This is a genomic window from Kocuria sp. CPCC 205258, from assembly GCF_040981005.1.
In the GTDB taxonomy this organism is placed as follows: domain Bacteria; phylum Actinomycetota; class Actinomycetes; order Actinomycetales; family Micrococcaceae; genus Kocuria; species Kocuria rosea.
On the sequence record NZ_JAVKPS010000004.1, the window covers coordinates 79,846 to 101,141 of the forward strand.

Annotated in this window: 18 protein-coding genes; 10 read left to right on the plus strand and 8 right to left on the minus strand. The window is 72.7% G+C overall.

Going from position 1 to position 21,296, the window contains the following annotated elements; translation table 11 throughout:
* Nucleotides 1-67: 67 nt before the first annotated feature.
* The 5 genes from RF644_RS08730 to RF644_RS08750 form a co-directional block, all read right to left on the minus strand.
* Nucleotides 68-424 (minus strand): metal-sulfur cluster assembly factor, encoded by a 357-nt coding sequence (locus RF644_RS08730; protein ID WP_035923963.1) that lies wholly within the window; start codon nt 422-424, stop codon nt 68-70.
* Between the two features lie 39 nt (nt 425-463).
* Nucleotides 464-1,225, minus strand: coding sequence for a Fe-S cluster assembly ATPase SufC (gene sufC / locus RF644_RS08735; RefSeq protein WP_109222866.1), 762 nt, complete (start codon nt 1,223-1,225; stop codon nt 464-466).
* Nucleotides 1,226-1,286: 61 nt separating this feature from the next.
* Nucleotides 1,287-2,486, minus strand: a complete 1,200-nt coding sequence (sufD, locus tag RF644_RS08740; protein ID WP_368796400.1) for a Fe-S cluster assembly protein SufD — start codon at nt 2,484-2,486, stop codon at nt 1,287-1,289.
* Nucleotides 2,487-2,652: 166 nt separating this feature from the next.
* Complete coding sequence (gene sufB / locus RF644_RS08745; RefSeq protein ID WP_035923965.1) at nt 2,653-4,107, minus strand: Fe-S cluster assembly protein SufB; 1,455 nt, start codon at nt 4,105-4,107, stop codon at nt 2,653-2,655.
* Nucleotides 4,100-4,897, minus strand: a complete 798-nt coding sequence (locus tag RF644_RS08750; RefSeq protein ID WP_126346340.1) for a metalloregulator ArsR/SmtB family transcription factor — start codon at nt 4,895-4,897, stop codon at nt 4,100-4,102. Before RF644_RS08750 ends, sufB begins: the two co-directional genes overlap by 8 nt.
* Nucleotides 4,898-5,129: 232 nt before the next feature.
* Here RF644_RS08750 and RF644_RS08755 point away from each other — a divergent pair, with 232 nt between their 5' ends.
* The 3 genes from RF644_RS08755 to RF644_RS08765 all read left to right on the plus strand — a co-directional run bounded on the left by RF644_RS08755 (nt 5,130) and on the right by RF644_RS08765 (nt 8,067).
* Nucleotides 5,130-6,137, plus strand: a complete 1,008-nt coding sequence (locus RF644_RS08755; RefSeq protein WP_368796239.1) for an ABC transporter ATP-binding protein — start codon at nt 5,130-5,132, stop codon at nt 6,135-6,137.
* Nucleotides 6,134-6,922 (plus strand): ABC transporter permease, encoded by a 789-nt coding sequence (locus RF644_RS08760; protein ID WP_368796240.1) that lies wholly within the window; start codon nt 6,134-6,136, stop codon nt 6,920-6,922. Before RF644_RS08755 ends, RF644_RS08760 begins: the two co-directional genes overlap by 4 nt.
* A gap of 119 nt (nt 6,923-7,041) precedes the next feature.
* Nucleotides 7,042-8,067, plus strand: a complete 1,026-nt coding sequence (locus RF644_RS08765; protein WP_368796241.1) for a heme A synthase — start codon at nt 7,042-7,044, stop codon at nt 8,065-8,067.
* 5 nt (nt 8,068-8,072) lie between these two features.
* Here the strand turns inward: RF644_RS08765 and RF644_RS08770 are convergent, their stop codons facing one another.
* Together RF644_RS08770 and RF644_RS08775 are read right to left on the minus strand one after the other, a co-directional pair.
* The gene (locus tag RF644_RS08770; protein WP_017832794.1) at nt 8,073-8,990 is read right to left on the minus strand and encodes a dihydrodipicolinate synthase family protein; all 918 of its coding nucleotides are present in this window, start codon (nt 8,988-8,990) and stop codon (nt 8,073-8,075) included.
* A gap of 70 nt (nt 8,991-9,060) precedes the next feature.
* Nucleotides 9,061-9,957 (minus strand): heme o synthase, encoded by an 897-nt coding sequence (locus tag RF644_RS08775; RefSeq protein WP_017832795.1) that lies wholly within the window; start codon nt 9,955-9,957, stop codon nt 9,061-9,063.
* Between the two features lie 408 nt (nt 9,958-10,365).
* On the opposite strand from RF644_RS08775, the gene tkt reads away from it, so the two are divergent.
* The 7 genes from tkt to RF644_RS08810 all read left to right on the plus strand — a co-directional run bounded on the left by tkt (nt 10,366) and on the right by RF644_RS08810 (nt 19,735).
* Entirely contained in the window at nt 10,366-12,501 is a 2,136-nt protein-coding gene (gene tkt / locus RF644_RS08780; RefSeq protein ID WP_368796242.1) for a transketolase, read from the plus strand.
* Nucleotides 12,502-12,556: 55 nt separating this feature from the next.
* Nucleotides 12,557-13,663, plus strand: coding sequence for a transaldolase (tal, locus tag RF644_RS08785; protein ID WP_368796243.1), 1,107 nt, complete (start codon nt 12,557-12,559; stop codon nt 13,661-13,663).
* Between the two features lie 56 nt (nt 13,664-13,719).
* Nucleotides 13,720-15,336 (plus strand): glucose-6-phosphate isomerase, encoded by a 1,617-nt coding sequence (locus RF644_RS08790; protein WP_035923971.1) that lies wholly within the window; start codon nt 13,720-13,722, stop codon nt 15,334-15,336.
* Between the two features lie 164 nt (nt 15,337-15,500).
* Nucleotides 15,501-17,012: a glucose-6-phosphate dehydrogenase gene (gene zwf / locus RF644_RS08795; RefSeq protein WP_017832799.1), complete on the plus strand. Its 1,512-nt coding sequence runs from the start codon at nt 15,501-15,503 to the stop codon at nt 17,010-17,012.
* Nucleotides 17,009-18,142 carry a glucose-6-phosphate dehydrogenase assembly protein OpcA gene (locus tag RF644_RS08800; protein WP_368796244.1) on the plus strand — a complete coding sequence of 378 codons (1,134 nt, stop codon included), beginning with the start codon at nt 17,009-17,011 and terminating at the stop codon, nt 18,140-18,142. Before zwf ends, RF644_RS08800 begins: the two co-directional genes overlap by 4 nt.
* Nucleotides 18,139-18,888: a 6-phosphogluconolactonase gene (gene pgl, locus RF644_RS08805; protein ID WP_368796245.1), complete on the plus strand. Its 750-nt coding sequence runs from the start codon at nt 18,139-18,141 to the stop codon at nt 18,886-18,888. The genes RF644_RS08800 and pgl overlap by 4 nt, the downstream gene beginning before the upstream one ends.
* 100 nt (nt 18,889-18,988) lie before the next feature.
* Entirely contained in the window at nt 18,989-19,735 is a 747-nt protein-coding gene (locus RF644_RS08810; RefSeq protein ID WP_368796246.1) for a BTAD domain-containing putative transcriptional regulator, read from the plus strand.
* A 77-nt stretch (nt 19,736-19,812) separates the two neighbouring features.
* Here the strand turns inward: RF644_RS08810 and RF644_RS08815 are convergent, their stop codons facing one another.
* Entirely contained in the window at nt 19,813-21,195 is a 1,383-nt protein-coding gene (locus tag RF644_RS08815) for an FAD-binding protein (RefSeq protein WP_368796247.1), read from the minus strand.
* Nucleotides 21,196-21,296: the final 101 nt, after the last annotated feature.

Below are 21,296 nucleotides of genomic sequence, written 5' to 3' on the forward strand. Positions count from 1 at the left end.
TGCGGCACGACGACGCCCCGCCCACCTCCTGCGAGGTGGGCGGGGCGGTGTCGGTGCGGAGGAGGACTCAGATGTTGAAGCCCAGGGCCCGCATCTGGTCGCGTCCGTCCTCGGTGATCCGGTCGGGACCCCACGGCGGCATCCAGACCCAGTTGACGCGCCACTCGTCCACCATGGGGTCGAGGTTCTGCGCGCACTGCTCCTCGATGACGTCCTGCAGCGGGCACGCGGCCGTGGTCAGGGTCATGTCGAGCACCAGGGCGCCGTCCTCGGCCCACTTGGAGCCGTAGAGCAGGCCCAGGTCCACGATGTTGACGCCGAGCTCGGGGTCGATGACGTTCTTGAGCGCCTCCTCGACCTCCTCGGCGGAGGGCCGGCCCGCGGTCGCGGGGTCGGCGGTGGTCTCAGCGGGGGTGTCGGCCATCGCTGGCCTCCTTTCGAAAGCTGGTGGGGTCGGGGCCGCTTACTTGGCCGGGGCCAGGTAGCGGTCGTAGCCCTCGTTCTCGAGCCGGTCGGCGAGCTCGGGACCGCCCTCGTCGACCACGCGGCCGTCGTGGAACACGTGCACGAACTGCGGCTTGATGTAGCGCAGGATGCGGGTGTAGTGGGTGATGAGCATGACGCCCATGTCGTTGGTCTCCAGGGCGCGGTTGACGCCCTCGGAGACGACCTTGAGCGCGTCCACGTCGAGCCCGGAGTCGGTCTCGTCCAGCAGGGCGATCTTGGGCTTGAGCAGCTCGAGCTGGAGGATCTCGTGGCGCTTCTTCTCGCCGCCGGAGAAGCCCTCGTTGACGTTGCGCTGGATCATGTCGGGGCTGATCTTCAGCTGCTCCATGGCGGCCTTGACGTCCTTGGTCCACGTGCGCAGCGAAGGGGCCTCGCCGTCGATCGCGGTCTTGGCCGTGCGCAGGAAGTTGGAGGTCGTCACGCCGGGGATCTCCACCGGGTACTGCATGGCCAGGAAGAGCCCGGCGCGGGCGCGCTCGTCCACGGACATCTCCAGGACGTTCTGGCCGTCGAGGAGGACCTCGCCGGAGTCGACGACGTACTTGGGATGCCCGGCGATGGTGGAGGCCAGCGTGGACTTGCCGGAGCCGTTGGGGCCCATGATCGCGTGCACCTCACCGGAGGTGATGGTCAGGTTCACGCCCTTGAGGATCGGCTTGGTGGTCTCGTCGTCGAGCACGACGGACGCGTGCAGGTCCTTGATCTCGAGAGTTGCCATGGATGGTTCTCCTGTGGTCGAAAAAGTCTGGGGTCGGAAGGGTGCGTGCGGGCGCGGCGGATCAGTAGTTCGCGGAGGCGAGCTCGTCCTGGACGGACCCGCGCAGCCGCTCCTCGATGTCCGGGACACCGATCTGCTGGATGATCTCGAAGAGGAACCCGCGGACCACGAGCCGGCGCGCCTCGTCCTCGGGGATGCCCCGGGACATGAGGTAGTACAGGTGCTCGTCGTCCAGCTGGCCCGTGGTGGAGGCGTGGCCCGCACCGGTGATGAGGCCGGTCTCGATCTCCAGGTTCGGCACGGAGTCCATTCGCGGGCCGTCGTTGAGGATCAGGTTCCGGTTGAGCTCGTAGGTGTCGGTGGCCTCCGCGGTGGCGCGGATGAGGACGTCGCCGATCCACACGCCGTGCGCGTTCTCGCCCTGCAGCGCGGACTTGTAGGTCACCCGCGAGGTGCAGTGCGGCTGGGAGTGGTCCACGAACAGCCGGGACTCCAGGTGCTGGCCGGCGTCCACGAAGGTCAGCCCGTACATCTCCACGGACCCGCCCGGGGCGTCGAAGCGGGTGGACGGGGTGACCCGCACGAGGTCGCCGCCGAGGCTGACGAGCACGTGCTTGAAGGTCGCGGATTTGCCGAGGCGCGCCTGCTGGGAGGAGGCGTGCACGGCGTCGTCGTCCCACTCCTGGAGGGTCACCACGGTGAGGTTCGCGGAGTCGGCGACCCGGAACTCGACGTTCTGCGAGAGCACGGCGCTGCCGTGGTGGCGCAGGACCACGAGGGCCTTGGAGAAGGGCTGGGCGTCGATCACGAGGTGCTGGGCCGCCGGGGTGGCGTCCGAGCCGTGGATGTCGACGAGCACGGGCGCGGCGACCTCGGTCTCCTGCGGCACGGTGAGCACCGTGGCCTCGGTGACGCTGCTCCACGCGTTGGCGGAGACGCGGTCCTCGGGGATCCCGGCGCTGCCGATGCGGGCGTCGTCGCGGCCCACGGTCTCGACGCGCACGGCGTCCGAGTCCACGGTCACCGCGGGCGCGGGGCCGGTCAGGGCGTCGGCGTGCAGCCCCTTGAGGCGCTTGAGCGGGGTGAACCGGAAGTCCTCCTCCCGGCCGGTGAGCTTCGGGAAGTCGGCGACGTCGTAGGACGTGCGCCGCCCGGCCCGGGAGGAGTCGGGCACGCCGGAGATGTCGCCGTGGGCGGTGTGCCGCACCAGGGTGTCGTTCTCGACCTTGTCGCGGGCCAGCCGCTCCCCCTCCAGGTCCATGCCCGGGATTGCGACGCGACCCTCCCCGGTGCGGACCCCGTCGACCTTCTCGCCCAGGTTGCCGTAGGCGTCCTTGGCCGCGCCGACGGCCTTGTCGGCCACCGCGGTGGCCGCGGAGGCGGCGGCCTCCGTGGCGTTGCGAATCGTTTCGTTCAGCTTGGACATGTCAGCCAACGGATCCTTCCATCTGCAGTTCGATGAGGCGGTTGAGTTCGAGCGCGTACTCCATGGGCAGCTCGCGGGCGATCGGCTCCACGAACCCGCGCACGATCATCGCCATGGCCTCGTCCTCGGCCATCCCGCGCTGCATGAGGTAGAACAGCTGCTCCTCGGAGACGCGCGAGACGGTCGCCTCGTGGCCCATGGTGACGTCGTCCTCGCGGATGTCGACGTACGGGTACGTGTCGGAGCGGGAGATCGTGTCCACCAGCAGGGCGTCGCAGACCACGTTGGACCTCGAGCCGTGGGCGCCCTCGCGCACCTGCACGAGGCCGCGGTAGGCGGCGCGGCCGCCGTTGCGGGCCACGGACTTCGAGACGATCGACGACGACGTGTTCGGGGCGATGTGCACCATCTTGGACCCGGTGTCCTGGTGCTGCCCCTCGCCGGCGAACGCGATCGAGAGGGTCTCGCCGCGGGCGTGCTCGCCGGTCATGTAGACCGCCGGGTACTTCTGGGTGACCTTCGAGCCGATGTTGCCGTCGATCCACTCCATCGTGGCGCCCTCGTGGGCGATCGCGCGCTTGGTCACGAGGTTGTACACGTTGTTCGACCAGTTCTGGATGGTCGTGTAGCGCACGCGGGCGTTCTTCTTGACGATGATCTCCACGACGGCGGAGTGCAGCGAGTCGGTCTTGTAGATCGGCGCGGTGCAGCCCTCGATGTAGTGGACGTAGGAGTCCTCGTCCGCGATGATGAGCGTCCGCTCGAACTGGCCCATGTTCTCCGTGTTGATGCGGAAGTAGGCCTGCAGCGGGATCTCGACGTGCACGCCCTTGGGGACGTAGACGAACGAGCCGCCGGACCACACGGCCGTGTTCAGGGACGCGAACTTGTTGTCGCCCACGGGGATGACCGTGCCGAAGTACTCCGCGAAGAGCTCCGGGTGCTCCTTGAGCGCGGTGTCGGTGTCGAGGAAGATGACGCCCTGCTCCTCCAGGTCCTCGCGGATCTGGTGGTAGACGACCTCGGACTCGTACTGGGCGGCCACGCCGGAGACGAGCCGTCCGCGCTCGGCCTCGGGGATGCCGAGCTTCTCGTAGGTGTTGCGGATGTCCTCGGGCAGGTCCTCCCAGGTGGCGGCCTGCTTCTCCGTGGAGCGCACGAAGTACTTGATGTTGTCGAAGTCGATCCCGGACAGGTCCGCGCCCCACGTGGGCATGGGCTTGCGGTCGAAGAACTTCAGGCCCTTCAACCGCAGGTCGGTCATCCACTGCGGTTCACTCTTCTTCGCGGAGATGTCCCGGACGACGTCCTCGTCGACACCGCGGCGCGCGGAGGCGCCGGCCACGTCGGAGTCGGCCCAGCCGTACTCGTAGGTGCCGATGCCCTCGAGCTCGGGGTTCTTCTCCAGGATGTCGGCGATGACAGTGTCGTTGCCGCTGGCGATCTGGTCAGTCATGACGGCCTTCCTCTGTTGTCTGGTCTGTGGCGTGGGCCGCGGTGCGGTCCACGGAAGTCGGTGCCGCGGCGGGTCCCGGCCGCGTGAGGGGCACGTGCGTGGTGCACACGTGCGCGCCGGCGGCCTGGGTCGAGAGCCGGCGGACGTCGGTGCCGAGCAGCCGGGCGATGAGCTCGGTCTCCAGCTCGCAGAACTGCGGGTAGCGGGCGGCCAGCTCGCGCACGGGGCAGTGCCCCTGGCACAGCTGCGCCGAGACGATGGTGCGGGACTCGCCGCGGCCGACGGCCACTTCGTTGGTGGAGGCGGCGAACCCGTCGCGGCTGAGCAGCCGCACCAGGACGGGCAGGCGGTCGGCGACGTCGTCCCCGGCGGCCTCGACCTCGGGGCGGTAGGAGGCCTCCAGGCGGTCCACGCGCTCCTGGATGAAGGAGTGCACGGCGTCCGGGCCGGCGATGCGGCGGATGGACTCCAGCGCGTCTGTCGCGATCTCGAGGTAGTCGTCGCCGAGCTTGGCGTGGCCCTCCGGGGCGACGACGTAGCGCCGCGCGGGGCGGCCGGCGCCCCCGCTGCGGCGGCGGACCATGGTGACCTCGATGAAGTGCTGCTGCTCGAGGGCGTCCAGGTGCCGGCGCACGGCGGCCGGGGTCAGCTCGAGCATCTCGCCGAGGTCCGCGGCGGAGACGGGACCGTGCTCCAGGACGGCGCCGAGCACGCGCGAGCGGGTGTTCTCCTCCTGCTCCGCCCGCGGGCCGGAGCGGGACCTGCTCCGGGCGTCCGTGGTCTGAGTCATGGGTGAACCGTTCGCTTCCTGCTCGGGGGTGGAGGCTCTCGTGGTGCAGCGCGCGACCCGCAAGGGGCGCTTCTAATACACAACCGGAGTATGTCGTAATTCATTCCGGTCTGACCAGTAAGTAGAGCCTTACCGGGCTCCGCCCAAAAATCACGACTTACTCATAATAACCCCCGGGCGCGGTGGGGCCAAGGGGGCCGGGCCGCGGGCGCGCCCGCACTACACTGGTCCGGTGCCCGCCCAGAGTCCCCCCGCGTCCTCGCCCGCGCTCTCCATCGAGCGCCTCGTGAAGGAGTTCCCGGTCCGCCGGCGCCGCTCCCGCCGCCCGGCCGGACCGGGCGCGGTGCGCGCCGACGTGGTGCACGCCGTCGACGGCCTGTCCCTCACCGCGCGGCACGGCGAGATCACGGCGCTGCTGGGCCCCAACGGCGCGGGCAAGACGACCACCCTGGAGTGCGCCCAGGGCCTGCAGCGGCCCACGGGCGGCACCGTCCGGCTGCTGGGGCAGGACCCGTGGCGGGCCAGCCCGGCGCTGCGCGCCCGCGTGGGCGTGATGCTCCAGGACGGCGGGCTCCCCCAGGCGGTGCGCCCGCTGGAGCTGCTCCGGCACGTGGCGTCCCTCTACCGCAGCCCCCGGGACATGGACGAGCTCGTGGAGCGGCTCGGCATCAGCAGCTTCGACCGCACCGTGGTCCGCCGGCTCTCCGGCGGCCAGCGCCAGCGCGTGGCCCTGGCGGCGGCCCTCGCGGGCAACCCGGAGGTGCTCTTCCTCGACGAGCCCTCGGCCGGGATGGACCCGCAGTCCCGCAACATCGTCTTCGACCTCGTCCAGCAGCTGCGCCGGGAGGGGGTGTGCATCATCCTCACCACGCACCTGCTCGACGACGCCCAGCGTCTCGCCGACCAGGTCTACATCGTGGACCACGGCCGGGTCATGGCCCAGGGGTCCGTGGCGGAGCTGGTGGCCCCCGGCGCCGACGCCCCTGCCGTGCTCGTGCTGACGCTGGCCCCGGAGCAGCTGCGCGCGGGGCCGTTCCCGTGGGACGGCCCCGGGTTCGAGGGCGTCCGGGCGGACCGCGCCGACCGCACCGTGACCCTCACCGGCGTCCTCACGCCCCCGATGCTCGAGACCGTGACCCGGTGGTTCACCGCGACCGGCACGCTGCCCGAGTCCCTGTCCCTCCAGCCGCGCACCCTCGAGGACGTCTTCCTCGACATCTCCGGACGGGAGATCCGATGACCGCCCCCGCCCTGCCCACCGCCACCGCCCCCCGCCCGGAGCCCGCCACCCTGGCCCGCCGGGTGGCCGCCCAGGCCCGCTACGAGACGCGGGCCGTGCTGCGCAACGGCGAGCAGCTGCTGCTGCTGGTCATCCTGCCGCTCATGGCCCTCGTGGCCCTGACCCTCACCGACCTGCTGGACGCCGCCGTCCCGGCCGGCGCCTCCCGCGTGGACGTCGCCGTGCCGGGCGTGCTGGCGCTGTGCGTGCTCTCCAACGCCTTCTCGGGCCAGGGCATCCAGACCGGCTTCGACCGCCGCTACGGGGTCCTGCGCTTCCTCTCCACCACTCCCCTGGGCCGTGGCGGGCTGATCGCCGGCAAGCTGCTCGCGATCGTCGCGGTGCTCGTGGTGCAGTACGTGCTGGTGGCCGCGCTCGGCGCGGCCCTCGGCTGGCGCCCGGACGCGGCCGTCGTGCTCGTCTCCGTGCCGGTGCTGCTGCTCGGCGCCGCGGCGTTCACCGGGCTGGGGCTGCTCCTCGCCGGGACGGTGCGCGCCGAGGCGACCCTGGCCATCACCAACCTCGTGTGGGTGCTGCTCGCCGCCGTGGGCGGCACCCTGTTCCCCTCGAGCACGCTGCCGGCGGGGCTCACCTGGATGGTGGAGGTGCTCCCCTCCGGCGCGCTGGGCACCGCCCTGCGCGAGACGTTCCTCACCGGGGCGCCCACGCCGCTGCCGGTGCTGGTGCTCGCCGTCTGGGCCGCCGCCGCCTGGGCCGGGGCCGTGCGCTGGTTCCGCTGGAGCTGAGCCGCCGGTGCGGACCCGGGTCCGTGGGCCCGTCCCGGCCGGCGGGACCCGGGGGCCGCGGAGGCGGATAAACTGGGCGCGGAGACCCCGCCGCACCGACCCCGTCCGGAAGTGAACTCATGAACCGCGCCAGCGACCCCAGCGACGTCGACGTCCGCGAGCACGGCGGCGGCCTGCTGCCGAGCCGGATCACCCCGTGGGTGCGGTGGCTCGCCGTCGCGTCGCTGGTGGCGAACTCCGTGCTCATCCTCACCGGCGGGCTCGTCCGGCTGACCGGCTCGGGCCTGGGCTGCCCCACCTGGCCCCGGTGCACGGACGAGTCCTGGACCAACACCCCCGAGATGGGCATGCACGGCCTCATCGAGTTCGGCAACCGCCTGCTGACCTTCCTGCTGGCCGCCGTGGCGGTGCTGACGTTCCTGGCCGTGCTCCGGCTGCGCCACGAGCACCGCGACCTCTTCCGGATCGCCCTGCTGCTGGGTCTCGGCATCCCGCTGCAGGCCGTGGTCGGCGGGATCACCGTGCTCACCGGGCTCAACCCGTGGATCGTGGGCATCCACTACCTCATCTCCGGGGCGATGATCGCCCTGGCCACGGTGCTGGTCAACCGCACCCGGCGGCGCTCCCTGCCCGCCGTGCGGGACGCGGAGCGCCCCGGCCAGGCCTACGGGCAGCGCCGGACCGTCCGCGGGCTCATGGTGAGCCTGGGGGTGCTCACCGCGCTGATCCTCTACCTGGGCACGCTGGTCACGGGCACCGGCCCGCACGCCGGGGACGACACCACCGCCCGGCACGCGTTCGACGCCTACCTCATCACCCGTGCCCACGCGGTCCCCGTGTACCTGATCGTCGTGGCCGTGGTGCTCGGCCTCGTGCTCGCCCGCCGGCACCGGTGGCCCGTGCCGCTGGCCTCGAGCCTCAACGTGCTCCTGGCCGCGCTGGTCCTGCAGGCGCTCATCGGCTACTACCAGTACTTCAACGGCGTGCCGATCGTCGCCGTGGCCCTGCACCTGGTGGGCTCCGCGGTGCTGATCTGGGCCACGGCCCGCACCGTGGAGAAGGGCTTCGCGGTCACCCGCACCCCGGCCCCGGTGCTGCGCAGCACCGACCTGGCGCAGCCGGCCGAGGCCCCGTCCCGCGGCTGAGGCCCTCAGGCCCGCTCGTCGGGCGCCTCGTCGAGCAGCTCCTCGACGGCCTGGGCCAGGCGCTGCCGGCTGGCCGAGGGGATCGGCAGCAGCGGCCGCCGCGGCGGGGCCGTGCTGACGCCGCACACCTCGGCCAGGGCGTACAGGGAACTCAGGGGCCGCTCCTGGCGCAGGATTTCCATCAGCGGGGTCAGCGCCGCCTGCCAGGTGCGCACCGCGCGGTCGTCACCCGAGACGACCGCGGCGCGGAAGGCGGCGTACTGGCGCGGGAGCACCGCGGCGATCCCGGAGTGCCAGGCCGCGGCGTCCGGCGCCGCCTCGTGGAGCAGCCGCTCCCCGCTGACCCCGTGGGCCGTCCCCGGCTCCGCCAGCTCGGCGAACCGGTGCCGTCGTGCGGCGAGGTCCGCCGGGGAGTCCGCGGTGTCCTTGAACGCGCTGACGTTCTCCAGCCAGGACAGCTCGGCGGCGAGCTCCACCGGGTACGTGAAGCCCGTAGTCGTCGGGTTGTTGTAGATGCACAGCGGCAGGGACACGGCCGCCGAGACCGTCTCCACCTGGTCGGCGATCTCCTGGGAGACGAGCGGGATGTAGGACAGCGGGTTGAGCACGAGCCCGTCCGCCCCGCCGTTCTCCGCGGCGTAGGCCATCTCGAGGACCTCGCGGGTGGTCATCGCGGAGATCCCCGCCCCCACCGGCACCCCGGAGCCGCGGGCGGCCTCCACGGCGACGCCCACGACCTCGGCCCGCTCCTCCCCGGAGAGGTACGCGAAGCTGCCCGAGCTGCCCAGGACCACCAGGGCGTCCACGCCCGACCGGGACAACCGGCCGACGTAGCGCCCGAAGGACTCCAGGTCCAGGCGGCCACCCTGCTGGAACGGTGTGATCGGGTAGGCGACGAGCCCGGTGAAGGTCATGCTGAGCATGCGACCATCCTAGGTCCGGCCGGTCCCCGGCCGGACGCGGACGCCGCGGGGCCCGCCGGCCCCGACGGGCTCAGAGGACGGGGCCGCCCACGAACGGGTCGACGGCCAGGGCGAGGAACACGAAGGTGATGTAGGCGATGGAGCCGTGGAAGACGTGCATCGCCTGCTTGTCCGTGGGCCGGCCGGCCACCGCGAGGGCGTGCAGCTTGTGGCTGTGGCCCACGAACCAGGCGCCCGAGGCCAGGGCGGTCACGGCGTAGACCCAGCCGGCGCCGCCCACGGGGACGAGCAGCAGCGAGCACACCACCGTGGCCCACGCGTAGAGGACCACCTGGCTGCCCACGGTGCGGGCCCCGGCCACGGCGCCCAGCATGGGGACCCCGGCGCGGGAGTAGTCGTCGGCGTACTTCATGGACAGCGGCCAGTAGTGCGGCGGGGTCCACAGGAAGATGAACAGGAACAGCACGAGCGCGGGCCAGTCGAGGCCGCCCGTCACGGCGGCCCACCCGATCAGCACCGGCATGCACCCGGCGACCCCGCCCCAGACGATGTTCTGGGCGGTGCGGCGCTTGAGCACGATCGAGTAGAAGACCGCGTAGAGGAAGATGGCCGCCGCACCCAGGGCGCCGGCGAGCACGTTGACCCCGATCGTGAGCCAGGCGACCGACACGGCCGTGAGGACCCACGCGAAGACGAGGGCCTCGCGGTCGGTCACCTCGCCGGTGACCAGCGGGCGCTTGGCCGTGCGCTTCATCACCCGGTCCTCGTCCCGGTCGATGTAGCAGTTGAAGGCGCCGGCCGCACCCGCCGCGAGCGTGCCGCCCACGAGGGTGTTGAGGATGAGCCAGAGGTTCGGCATGCCCTGCTGGGCGAAGATCATGGTGGGCACGGTCGCCACGAGCAGCAGCTCGATGATCCGCGGCTTCATGAGGGCCACGTAGGCCCGCACCTTCCGGGAGGCCGTCATCCGTCCCTCGCTGCGGGGGGCCGCCGCATCACCCGTGTGCCCGTTGCCGAGGACGGCTCGTCCTGCGGGTCCCGACGTCTCGAGTGAGTTCACAGAATCATTGCTCCCGGTTGCGGTGGTGTTCCCCCGGCTCCGTGCGCGAGGTCGGCCCGGAGACGGTGCGTCGCCGGCACGCAGGAGCGGTCGGCGCGGTGGTCGCGGGCGCGGAAGAAGGTCCTATACAGCATAGCGCGTGGCGGCGTCCGTTCCCGCTCCGGACATGACGGGAAAGACGTCCGGGGCCCCGGGGACCGGTGCCGTCGGTCACACGCCCGAAATGCGCGTGACCTAAGCTGGACCCAAACCGCCGGTCGACGACCGGCACCCGCTGCGCACGGCAGCGGACCCCAATGGAAAGGGCACCGAATCTTGGCGACCGAACTCGATCAGAAGCTGACCTGGACCGAGCTGGACCGGCGTGCCGTGGACACGGTGCGGGTGCTGGCCGCGGACGCGGTGGAGAAGGTGGGCAACGGCCACCCCGGCACGGCGATGTCCCTGGCCCCGGCGGCGTACCTGCTGTTCCAGAAGGTGATGCGTCACGACCCCACCGACGACCGGTGGACGGGCCGTGACCGGTTCATCCTCTCCCCCGGGCACACCTCGCTGACCCTGTACCTGCAGCTGTTCCTGTCCGGCTACGGCATGGAGCTCGAGGACATCGAGTCCCTGCGGACCTGGGGCTCGAAGACCCCGGGGCACCCGGAGTACCGGCACACCACCGGGGTGGAGATCACCACCGGCCCGCTGGGCCAGGGCCTGGCCTCGGCCGTGGGCTTCGCCTACGCCCAGCGCTACACCCGCGGCCTGTTCGACCCCGAGGCCCCCGCCGGGACCTCCCCGTTCGACCACACCGTGTACGTGATCGCCTCCGACGGCGACCTCCAGGAGGGCGTGACCTCCGAGGCGTCCTCGCTGGCCGGGGTGCAGGAGCTGGGCAACCTCGTGGTGATCTACGACCAGAACCACATCTCGATCGAGGACGACACGGACGTGGCGTTCACCGAGGACGTCCTCGCCCGCTACGAGGCCTACGGCTGGGACGTGGCCCGGGTGGACTGGACGAGGACCGGGGACTACGTCGAGGACGTCGAGGAGCTCTACGCCGCGATCCGCGCGGCCAAGGCCGAGACCGCCAAGCCCTCGCTGATCGCCCTGCGCACGATCATCGGCTGGCCCGCGCCGGGAAAGCAGAACACCGGCGGCATCCACGGCTCCAAGCTCGGGGCCGACGAGGTCGCGGCGACCAAGGAGATCCTCGGCTTCGACCCCGAGAAGTCCTTCGTGGTGGAGGACGAGGTCATCGCCCACACCCGCGGCATCCAGGACCGCATGAAGCAGGTCCGCGACGAGTGGGAGCGGCAGTTCCAGGCCTGGCGGGAGGCCAACCCGGAGCGGGCGAAGCTCTACGACCGGATCCGCGCCGAGGAGCTGCCCGAGAACTACGCCGACGCGTTCCCCGTCTTCGAGGCCGGCAAGGACGTGGCCACCCGCTCGGCCTCCGGCAAGGTGATCAACGCGATCGCCGACACGTTCCCCGAGCTGTGGGGCGGCTCGGCCGACCTGGCCGGCTCCAACAACACCACCATCGAGTCCGCGCCCTCCTTCATCCCCGAGGCCCGCTCCACCGCGAAGTGGACCGGCAACCCCTACGGGCGGGTGCTGCACTTCGGCATCCGCGAGCACGCCGCGGCGGCGATCGTCAACGGCATCACCATGTCCTCCCAGACCCGGGCGTTCTCCGGGACGTTCCTGATCTTCTCCGACTACCAGCGCCCCGCCGTGCGCCTGGGCGCGCTGATGAAGGTCCCCTCGATCTACGTGTGGACCCACGACTCCATCGGCCTCGGCGAGGACGGACCCACCCACCAGCCCGTGGAGCAGCTCTCGGCGCTGCGCGCGATCCCGGGCCTGGACGTGGTGCGCCCGGCCGACGCCAACGAGACCGCGATCGCGTGGCGGACGATGCTGGAGAACCGGCACGGCCCGGCCGGCATCGCCCTGACCCGTCAGAACGTGCCCACCTTCGCCCGGGCGGACCTGCACCCCGAGGCCGACGGGGAGAAGTTCGCCTCCGCCGAGGGCGTGGCCCGGGGCGGCTACGTCCTGGCCGACACCGAGGGCACCCCGGACGTGATCCTCATCGGCACCGGCTCCGAGGTCTCCCTGGCCGTGGAGGCCCGCGAGCAGCTCAAGGCGCAGGGGGTGGCCGCCCGGGTGGTGTCCATGCCGTGCCGGGAGTGGTTCGACGCCCAGGACGCCGAGTACCGCGAGTCCGTGCTCCCGGCGGCCGTGAAGGCCCGCGTGTCGGTGGAGGCCGGGATCGCCATGTCCTGGCGGGACCTGCTCGGCGAGCACGGGCGGGCCGTGTCCCTGGAGCACTTCGGGGAGTCCGCCGACTACGAGACCCTCTACCGCGAGTTCGGCATCACCGCCGAGGCCGTCACCGCCGCCGCCCAGGAGTCCCTCACCGCCGCGCAGGCCACCGCCTCCGTGGGCCGCTGAGCCGCGGCGCACACCGACCGACCATCTTCCCCCGAGCACGAGGAGTGACAGACACATGACCACCCCCACCCAGAAGCTCTCCGACGCCGGCGTCTCGATCTGGCTCGACGACCTCTCCCGCGAACGCCTTGCCTCCGGCGGGCTGCAGCGGCTGATCGACGAGAAGGACGTCGTGGGCGTGACCACGAACCCGACGATCTTCGCCGCCGCGCTGGCCAAGCACGACGCCTACGAGGACCAGGTCAAGCAGCTCGCCGCCGCCGGCACGGACGTGGACGAGGCCGTGCTGGCCATCACCACCGACGACGTGCGCGACGCCTGCGACCTCTTCGCCCCCATCGCCGAGGCCACCCGGGGCGAGGACGGGCGGGTGTCCATCGAGGTGGACCCGCGCCTGGCCCAGGACGCCGAGGCGACCGCCGCCATGGCCCAGCGCCTGTCCCAGACCATCGACCGCCCCAACGCGCTGATCAAGATCCCCGCCACCGAGGCGGGCCTGCCCTCGATCACCGCGACCATCGCCGAGGGGATCTCCGTCAACGTGACGCTGATCTTCTCCCTCGAGCGCTACCGCGCGGTCATCAACGCCTACCAGCTGGGCCTGGAGCAGGCGCTCGAGAACGGCAAGGACCTCTCCACCATCCACTCCGTGGCGTCATTCTTCGTCTCCCGGGTGGACTCCGAGGTCGACAAGCGCCTGGACGCGATCGGCACCGACGAGGCCGCCGCGCTCAAGAGCAAGGCCGGTCTGGCCAACGCCCGGCTCGCCTACCAGATCTACGAGGACGCCCTGGCCACCGAGCGCTGGGAGCGGCTGGCCTCGGCCGGGGCGAACCCGCAGCGCCCGCTGTGGGCCTCCACCGGGGTCAAGGACCCGTCCCTGCCGGACACCCTGTACGTGACCGGGCTGGTGGCCCCGAACACCGTGAACACCATGCCGGAGAAGACCCTGGAGGCCACGTTCGACCACGGGCAGGTCACCGGGGACACCGTCACCGGCACCTACGCGGAGTCCAACGAGCTCCTGGACCGGATCGCCGGCGTGGGGATCTCCTACGACGAGGTCGTCGCCCAGCTCGAGGCGGAGGGTCTCACCAAGTTCGAGGACTCCTGGGCGGAGCTGCTCGACACCGTGCGCGCCGCCCTCGACAACGCCCGCTGAGCCCGTCCCGTCCTGACCCGAGCACCGTCCGTGCCGCCCCACCCGAAGGAGAACCCATGAGCTCCCTGTCCGTCCAGACCTCAGGTGCCGCCCGCGAGGCCGTCGACCGGCACGTGCCCGCGCTGGTGGGCGACAGGTTCGCCTCGAAGCTCTTCGCCCAGGACCCCACCCTGTGGGGCGCTGCGGCCGAGGACGAGTCCGCCAAGCGACTGGGCTGGGTGGAGGCCGCCGAGGTCTCCCGCCCGCTCGTCGCCGAGATCACCGCGCTCCGCGAGGAGTTCGCGGCGGAGGGCGTGGACCGGTTCGTGCTGGCGGGCATGGGCGGGTCCTCCCTCGCCCCCGAGGTGATCACCCGGACCGCCGGGGTCGAGCTGTTCGTGCTCGACTCCACGGACCCGGAGATGGTGGGCGCGGCCCTCGCCGACCGCCTCGAGCGCACCGCGATCGTGGTCTCCTCCAAGTCCGGCTCCACCGTGGAGACCGACTCGGCGCGCCGGGTCTTCGCCCGGGCGTTCGAGGACGCGGGCATCGACGCCGCCTCGCGCATCGTGGTGGTCACCGACCCCGGCTCGCCCATGGAGGCGTCCGCACGGGAGGCCGGCTACCGCCGGGTCTTCACCGCCGACCCGACCGTGGGCGGGCGCTTCTCGGCGCTCACCGCCTTCGGCCTGGTCCCCTCCGGTCTGGCCGGCGTGGACGTCGGGGCCCTGCTCGACGACGCCGACGAGGCCGGCGAGGTGCTGCGCGAGGACGCCGAGGACAACCCCGGCCTGCACCTGGGCGCGGCGCTCGGCGGCACGCAGCCGCTGCGCAACAAGCTCGTGTTCCGGGACCTGGGTTCCGGGATCGCCGGGTTCGCCGACTGGGCGGAGCAGCTGATCGCCGAGTCCACGGGCAAGGAGGGCAAGGGCGTGCTGCCCGTCGTCGTCGGCGCCGGCGACGCCCCGGAGGCCTCCTCGGGGGCCTCCGACGTCCTCGTCGTGGAGCTCGTCGGCGTGGACGAGGAGCAGGCCCCCGAGGGCGACGTCGTGCGGGTCTCCGGCTCCCTCGGCGCCCAGCTCATGCTGTGGGAGGTCGCCACCGCGGCGGCCGGGCGGCTGCTCGGCATCAACCCGTACGACCAGCCCGACGTGGAGTCCGCCAAGAACGCCACCCGCGCCCTGCTCGAGGACAAGCCGCAGCCCACGGCCGCGGACGTCGTGGACGGGCCCGTGGAGATCCGCGGGGCGCAGGAGCTGCTCGACGGGGCGCAGACGGTCGAGGACGCGCTCGCCAAGCTGCTCGCGCAGCTGCCGGAGAACGGCTACCTGTCCGTGCAGGCGTACTTCGACCGGCTCTCGTGGGCCGAGCTGGAGAGCGTCCGCCCCGTCCTCGCCCGGGCCACCGGCCGGCCCGTGACGTTCGGCTGGGGCCCCCGGTTCCTGCACTCCACCGGCCAGTACCACAAGGGCGGACCGGCGGAGGGCGTGTACCTGCAGATCACCGCCGCCTCGGAGACGGACCTCGAGATCCCGGACAGCCCGTTCAGCTTCGGCGAGCTGATCTCCGCCCAGGCCGACGGGGACGCCCAGGTCCTCGCCGACCACGGGCGGCCCGTGCTGCGGCTGCGGCTCGCGGACCGCGCCGCGGGCGTGGACCGGCTGCGCCGGGCCGTCGACGCCCTCGGCGGCTGACCCGGCCGGCGCGACCGGACCGCTGACCTAGAATGGGAGCACGCCACGGTCGGCGCGGGAGTTCGTTCCCGCGCCGACCGTTGCGCGTGCAGGCCCCCGTGGGTGCCACGGCCCCGCAGAGACGTGAAGGAGTACCGTTGCCAGACAACAACGCCCGCAATCCCCTGCGGGACCCGAGGGACAGGCGGCTCGTCCGGGTCGCCGCCCCGTCGGCGCTCGTGCTCTTCGGCGTGACGGGAGACCTCGCGAAGAAGAAGCTGCTGCCGGCGATGTACGACCTCGTCAACCGGGGTCTGCTGCCGCCGTCCTTCGCGCTCGTCGGCTTCGGCCGCCGCGACTGGTCCCACGAGCAGTTCCGCGAGGTGGTGCGCGAGTCCGTCGAGGCGCACGCCCGCACCCCCTTCCAGGAGGACGTGTGGCGCCAGTTCGCCTCCGGCGTCCGGTTCGTGCGCGGGGAGTTCGACGAGGACAAGGCCTACGAGGCGCTCAAGTCGACCCTCAAGGAGCTCGACGTGCACTCCGGGACGCGCGGCAACCACGCGTTCTACCTCTCGATCCCGCCGAAGGCGTTCGAGACGGTCTGCCAGCAGCTCGCCGACCACGGCCTGGCCCAGCACGAGAACGCCTCCGGGTGGCGCCGCGTGGTCATCGAGAAGCCCTTCGGCCACGACCTCGAGTCCGCGCAGGAGCTCAACGCCATCGTGGAGCGGGTGTTCCCGGCGGACTCGGTGTTCCGCATCGACCACTACCTGGGCAAGGAGACGGTGCAGAACATCCTGGCGCTGCGCTTCGCGAACCAGATGTTCGAGCCCCTGTGGAACGCGCAGTTCGTGGACCACGTGCAGATCACCATGGCCGAGGACATCGGCATCGGCTCCCGCGCCGGCTACTACGACGGCGTGGGCGCGGCCCGCGACGTCATCCAGAACCACCTGTTGCAGCTGCTGGCCCTCACCGCCATGGAGGAGCCGCTGTCGTTCCAGGCCCACCACATGCGCGCCGAGAAGGCGAAGGTCCTGGCCTCCGTCGTCGTCCCCGAGGACCGGGCGGCGCACTCGGCGCTCGGCCAGTACGAGGCCGGTCTGCAGGGCGGTGAGCGCGTGCGGGGCTTCCTCGAGGAGCAGGACATCCCCGCCGACTCCCGCACCGAGACCTACGCGGCGCTGCGCGTGGACATCAACAACCGCCGGTGGGCGGGCGTGCCGTTCTACCTGCGCGCCGGCAAGCGCCTGGGCCGGCGGGTGACCGAGATCGCGGTGCAGTTCAAGAACTCCCCCAACCTGCTGTTCGGGGACAACGGCCACGAGGACCTGGGACAGAACGTCATCGTGGTCCGGATCCAGCCCGACGAGGGCGTGACCATCCGGCTGGGCTCCAAGGTGCCCGGGACCCAGTCGGAGATCCGGGACGTCACGATGGACTTCGGCTACGGCCACTCGTTCACCGAGTCCAGCCCGGAGGCCTACGAGCGCCTGATCCTCGACCTGCTGCTCGGGGAACCACCGCTGTTCCCCGACCACGAGGAGGTCGAGCTGTCCTGGCGGATCCTCGACCCCTTCGAGCAGTGCTGGTCGGAGCAGGAGATCATGCCGGAGCCGTACGCGCCCGGGTCCTGGGGACCCGCCGCCGCCGACGAGCTGCTGGCCCGCGACGGACGCGTCTGGAGACGACCGTGATCGTTTCGATGGAGAACACCACCACCTCGGCCATCGACAAGAAGCTGAGCCAGCTGCGGGACCAGCACGGCGTCGTGACGCTCGGCCGGGTCCTCACGCTCGTGATCCTCGCCCAGGCCGGGCACTCCGAGGCCGCCCTGGAGGCCGCGAACTTCGCGAGCCACGAGCACCCGTGCCGGATCCTCGTGCACGTGGCGCACTCCCAGGCGGAGAGCACCCGGCTCGACGCCCAGCTGCGCATGGGCGGTGACGCGGGCGCCTCCGAGGTCATCGTGCTGCACGGCTACGGCGAGCTCGCCGAGCCCACCGAGACCCTGTTCTCGGCGCTGCTGCTGCCGGACGCGCCGATCGTCGCCTGGTGGGCGCACACGGTGCCGCCGCCCTCGCCGCACACCTCGTCCATCGCCGGGATCGCCCACCGCCGGATCACGGACTCCGCGCGCAGCGACGACGCCTTCGAGGCGCTCGCCGAGCTGAGCACCCGGTACGTCCCCGGCGACACGGATCTGGCCTGGACCCGGGTGACCAACTGGCGGATCCAGCTGGCCGCGGTCCTGGACCAGGCGGAGCCCGCGCCCGTGCGCGAGGTCGTCGTGGAGGGGTGCGGCCGCTCCCCCAGCGTGGTGCTGCTCGGCACGTGGCTGGGCACCCGGCTCGACGCCGACGTGACGCTGGTCAACAGCCCCGGGCCCCGCCGCCTCGACCGGGTGACCCTCGTCCGGGACGACGGCGAGATCGTGCTCGAGCGCCCGGGCCGGTCCGTGGCGATGCTGCGGCAGCCGGGTCAGCCCGACCAGCAGATCGCCATGCCCGTGCGGGACCTCAACGCCTGCATCGCCGAGGAGCTCCGGCGCCTGGACCCCGACGAGGTCTACGGCGAGGTGATCACGACCGGCCTGCGGGACGTGCGGATCGCCCAGATCGTGGACACCGCCGGCGAGCTCACCCCCGGCGCCGCACGGTTCCTCGCCGAGCACGGCGGCCGCCTCCCCGACCGGGACCGGACGACGCCCGACGACGCCCCGGCCGACGAGCCGGCGGAACCGGACTCCGGTGCGGTCCCGGCCGCCGAGGCGTCCGTCCCGGCACCCGAGGCGTCCGTCCTGGCGCCCGGGGAGGAGCGCGCATGAGCGCCGAGCTGGAGACCGTCGCCCACCCGGACAAGCAGTCGCTCGCCGCGGACACCGCGGAGCGGGTCCTCGACGTGGTCGCGGCGGCGCAGGAGGAGCGCGGGGAGGCGAGCCTCGTGCTCACCGGCGGGAGCATGGGCACCGCGGTGCTCGCGGCCCTCGCCGCCTCCGCCCGCCGGGACGAGGTCGACTGGACCCGGGTCGACGTGTGGTGGTCGGACGAGCGCTTCGTGGCCGGCGACAGCGCCGAGCGCAACTGCGTCCAGGCCGTCGAGGCCGTGGGCGGGGCCCTGAACCTGAACCCGGACCGGGTGCACTACATGGGCAGCGCCGACGACTTCGCCACCGCCGAGGACGCCGCCTTCGACTACCGGCGCGAGCTGGCGGCGGCGGCCGACGCGGAGCAGCGGACGGAGGCGTACCCCCGGTTCGACCTCTCGCTGCTGGGCCTGGGCCCCGACGGCCACGTGGCCTCCCTGTTCCCGGGGCTGCCGCACGTGCACGAGCAGGACGCCACCGTGCTGGGGGTGCGGGACTCCCCCAAGCCCCCGCCGGAGCGGGTGACCATGACGCTGCCGATGATCAACAGCGCGGAGCGGGTCTGGTTCCTCGTGGCCGGGGCGGACAAGGCAGGGGCGGTCGCGGCCGTCCGCGGCGGCGCCCCGCTCGAGCGCACACCCGGCGCGGGCGTGCGGGGAACCGAGGAGACGCTGCTGCTGGTGACGGAGGACTGCCTGACCGGCTAACGATCCGGCCACGCCCGTGGACCGGCCCGGTCCACGGCAGGGACCATGGGCACACGCGCACCGTCCCGGGTGCCGCCGTCAGCCGAGGGGACACTCCGCCATGACCGACGAGCCCGGCCCCGCGCCCGTCGCCGGACCCGCCGCCGAGCCGGTCCTGCAGCTGCGGCTGCTGGGCACCTGTGCGGTCCTGTCCGGCGGGCGGAGCGTGGACCCCGGCGCACGGCAGCTGCGGCTCCTCGCGGCTCTCGCCCTGCTCGGGCGCCGGGCGCGGGGGTACCTCGGCGGCCTGTTGTGGCCCGGCTGCCCCGACGCCCGGGCCCTGGGCAGCCTGCGGGCCGCGGTCTGCGGCGTGAACCACCACCTGCCCGGCGCCCTGGTCCGCGACGGCCATGACCTCGCCCTGTCCCCGGCCCTCGCCGTGGACGTGCACGTGCTCCGGGCTCGCCTCACGGCGGTGGCGCGCACCGAGGACCCTGTCGCGCTGGATGCCGCGGACCTCCTCGACCCGGGTGTTCCCGCGCTGCTGCCGGGATGGTACGAGGACTGGGTGCTCGCCGAGCAGGAGCAGCTGCGCGGCCTCTACGTCCACGCGGCCGAGCACGCCGCGGCGCTGTGTCTGGCCCACGGCTACCCGTCCCGGGCCGTGCGGTGGGCGGAGGCGGTGCGCGGGGCGGATCCGCTGCGGGAGAGCGCCGTGCGGCTGCTCGTGTGCGCCCATCTCGCCCTCGGCAACCAGGCCGCGGCGCTGCGGGACTTCCGCCGCTACTGCGCCGTCGCGGTCGCCGAGACGGGAGCGGGACCCTCCGACGAACTGGTCCGGCTCGTCGGGCCCGTGGTGCGCCTGTGACGCGGTGACCGCGGGCGGGGCGGACGGGGAGAACGCCCCGGGGAACCGCCGGCGCGGGAGCACCCGTCACGCGGCGCTCAGGCGCGCACGGCGTGCTGGAACCGGAGCAGGTTGTCGGGGTCGTAGGTGTTCTTGGCCGCCAGCAGCCGGGCGTGGCCCTCCTCGGTCCAGGACCGGGAGGAGTCCCCGTCCCCGTCCACCGAGCCCTGGAAGTTGACCAGCGTCCGTTCGGACACGTGGCCGGCCAGGGCTGCCAGGATGCTCTCGATCGCCGCCGGCACTCGTTCGCCGCCCGGGGGCACCACGAGCCCGACGAGGCCGATCACGTAGCGACCGTCCCGGCCCGCCACGAGGTCCGCCACGCCCTCCGGGGTACGGGCCAGCGCGCCGCCCAGGAGCCGGATCTCGATGAGGGTGACGGGACAGTCCGTGCCCGGACCTGCCTGCCCCAGGAGGGCGTCGACGGCGTCGTCGTCCAGGTCGTCCAGCAGCCGGCCCGTCTCCCGGTACGGGATGGGCACCGGTGGGTCCAGGTGGATGGCGTCGACGTCCCGGTAGCTCATGGGCCCGACCGTGTCCATGACCGGGTCGGAGAGCGCGCGCATCGGCGCCAGCAGCCGCTCCCCCTCCTCGTCCCCGGCCGTGCACGCGTACCGGAGGTGGAGCACGAACCGGTCGCGCAGCGGCTCCGGGACGATGTCCATCGCCGGCAGCCGCAGCAGGGCGATCGAGGTGGACACCGTCTCGGGGAGGTCCGCGGTCCACCGCGACCAGGCGGTGAGCACCTGGCGGGCGTCGTCGCCGGGATAGAAGATCCCCCCGCCGTAGAGGCCGTCGAGCGGGAGCAGCTCGAACTCCATCGCCGTCACGACGCCCAGGTTGCCCTTGCCCCCGCGCAGCAGTCCCAGGAGCTCGGGCTCGTGCGTGGCGTCCACCGTCCGGCGCCGGCCGTCGGGGGTGACCACGTCGGCGGAGCGCACGTGGTCGGCCGCGAACCCGAAGGTCCGCCCCAGGACCGGGAGACCCCCGCCGAGGGTGTAGCCGACGACGCCCACGTCCGTCGTGGAGCCGTTGAGGCCCACGAGGCCGTGGGGCACGGACGCCTCCAGCACGCTCCTCCAGCGCACCCCCGCGCCCACGCGCGCGGTGCGGGCCTCCGGGTCCACCGTGCACTCCTGCAGCCGGGCCGTGCTGATGAGCAGGCCGCCCTGCATCGGGCCGTCGGCGCCGTGACCGGTGGCCTGCACCCCGACGGGCACGCGGCGGGCGGCGGCCCAGGCGACGGCGGCGGCCACGTCGTCGGCGTCCACGGCCCCCACCACCACGTCGGGACGGATGGGTGTCGCGAGGTTGTAGGCGGCGGTCTCCCGCTCGTAGCCGTCGTCCTGCGGCGTGAGGACCGGTCCGGCGATCTGCCGCCCGAGCTCCTCCACGTCCGCCGGAGGAATGGTCGGGACCATGGTGTCGGCTCCTCGGGAGGTGGGCGGCTCATCGTGCCCCGGCCGGGGCACGGCACACCGCCAGCCTTCCGCGGCCCGCGTGACGGCGGCGTGATCGGCCC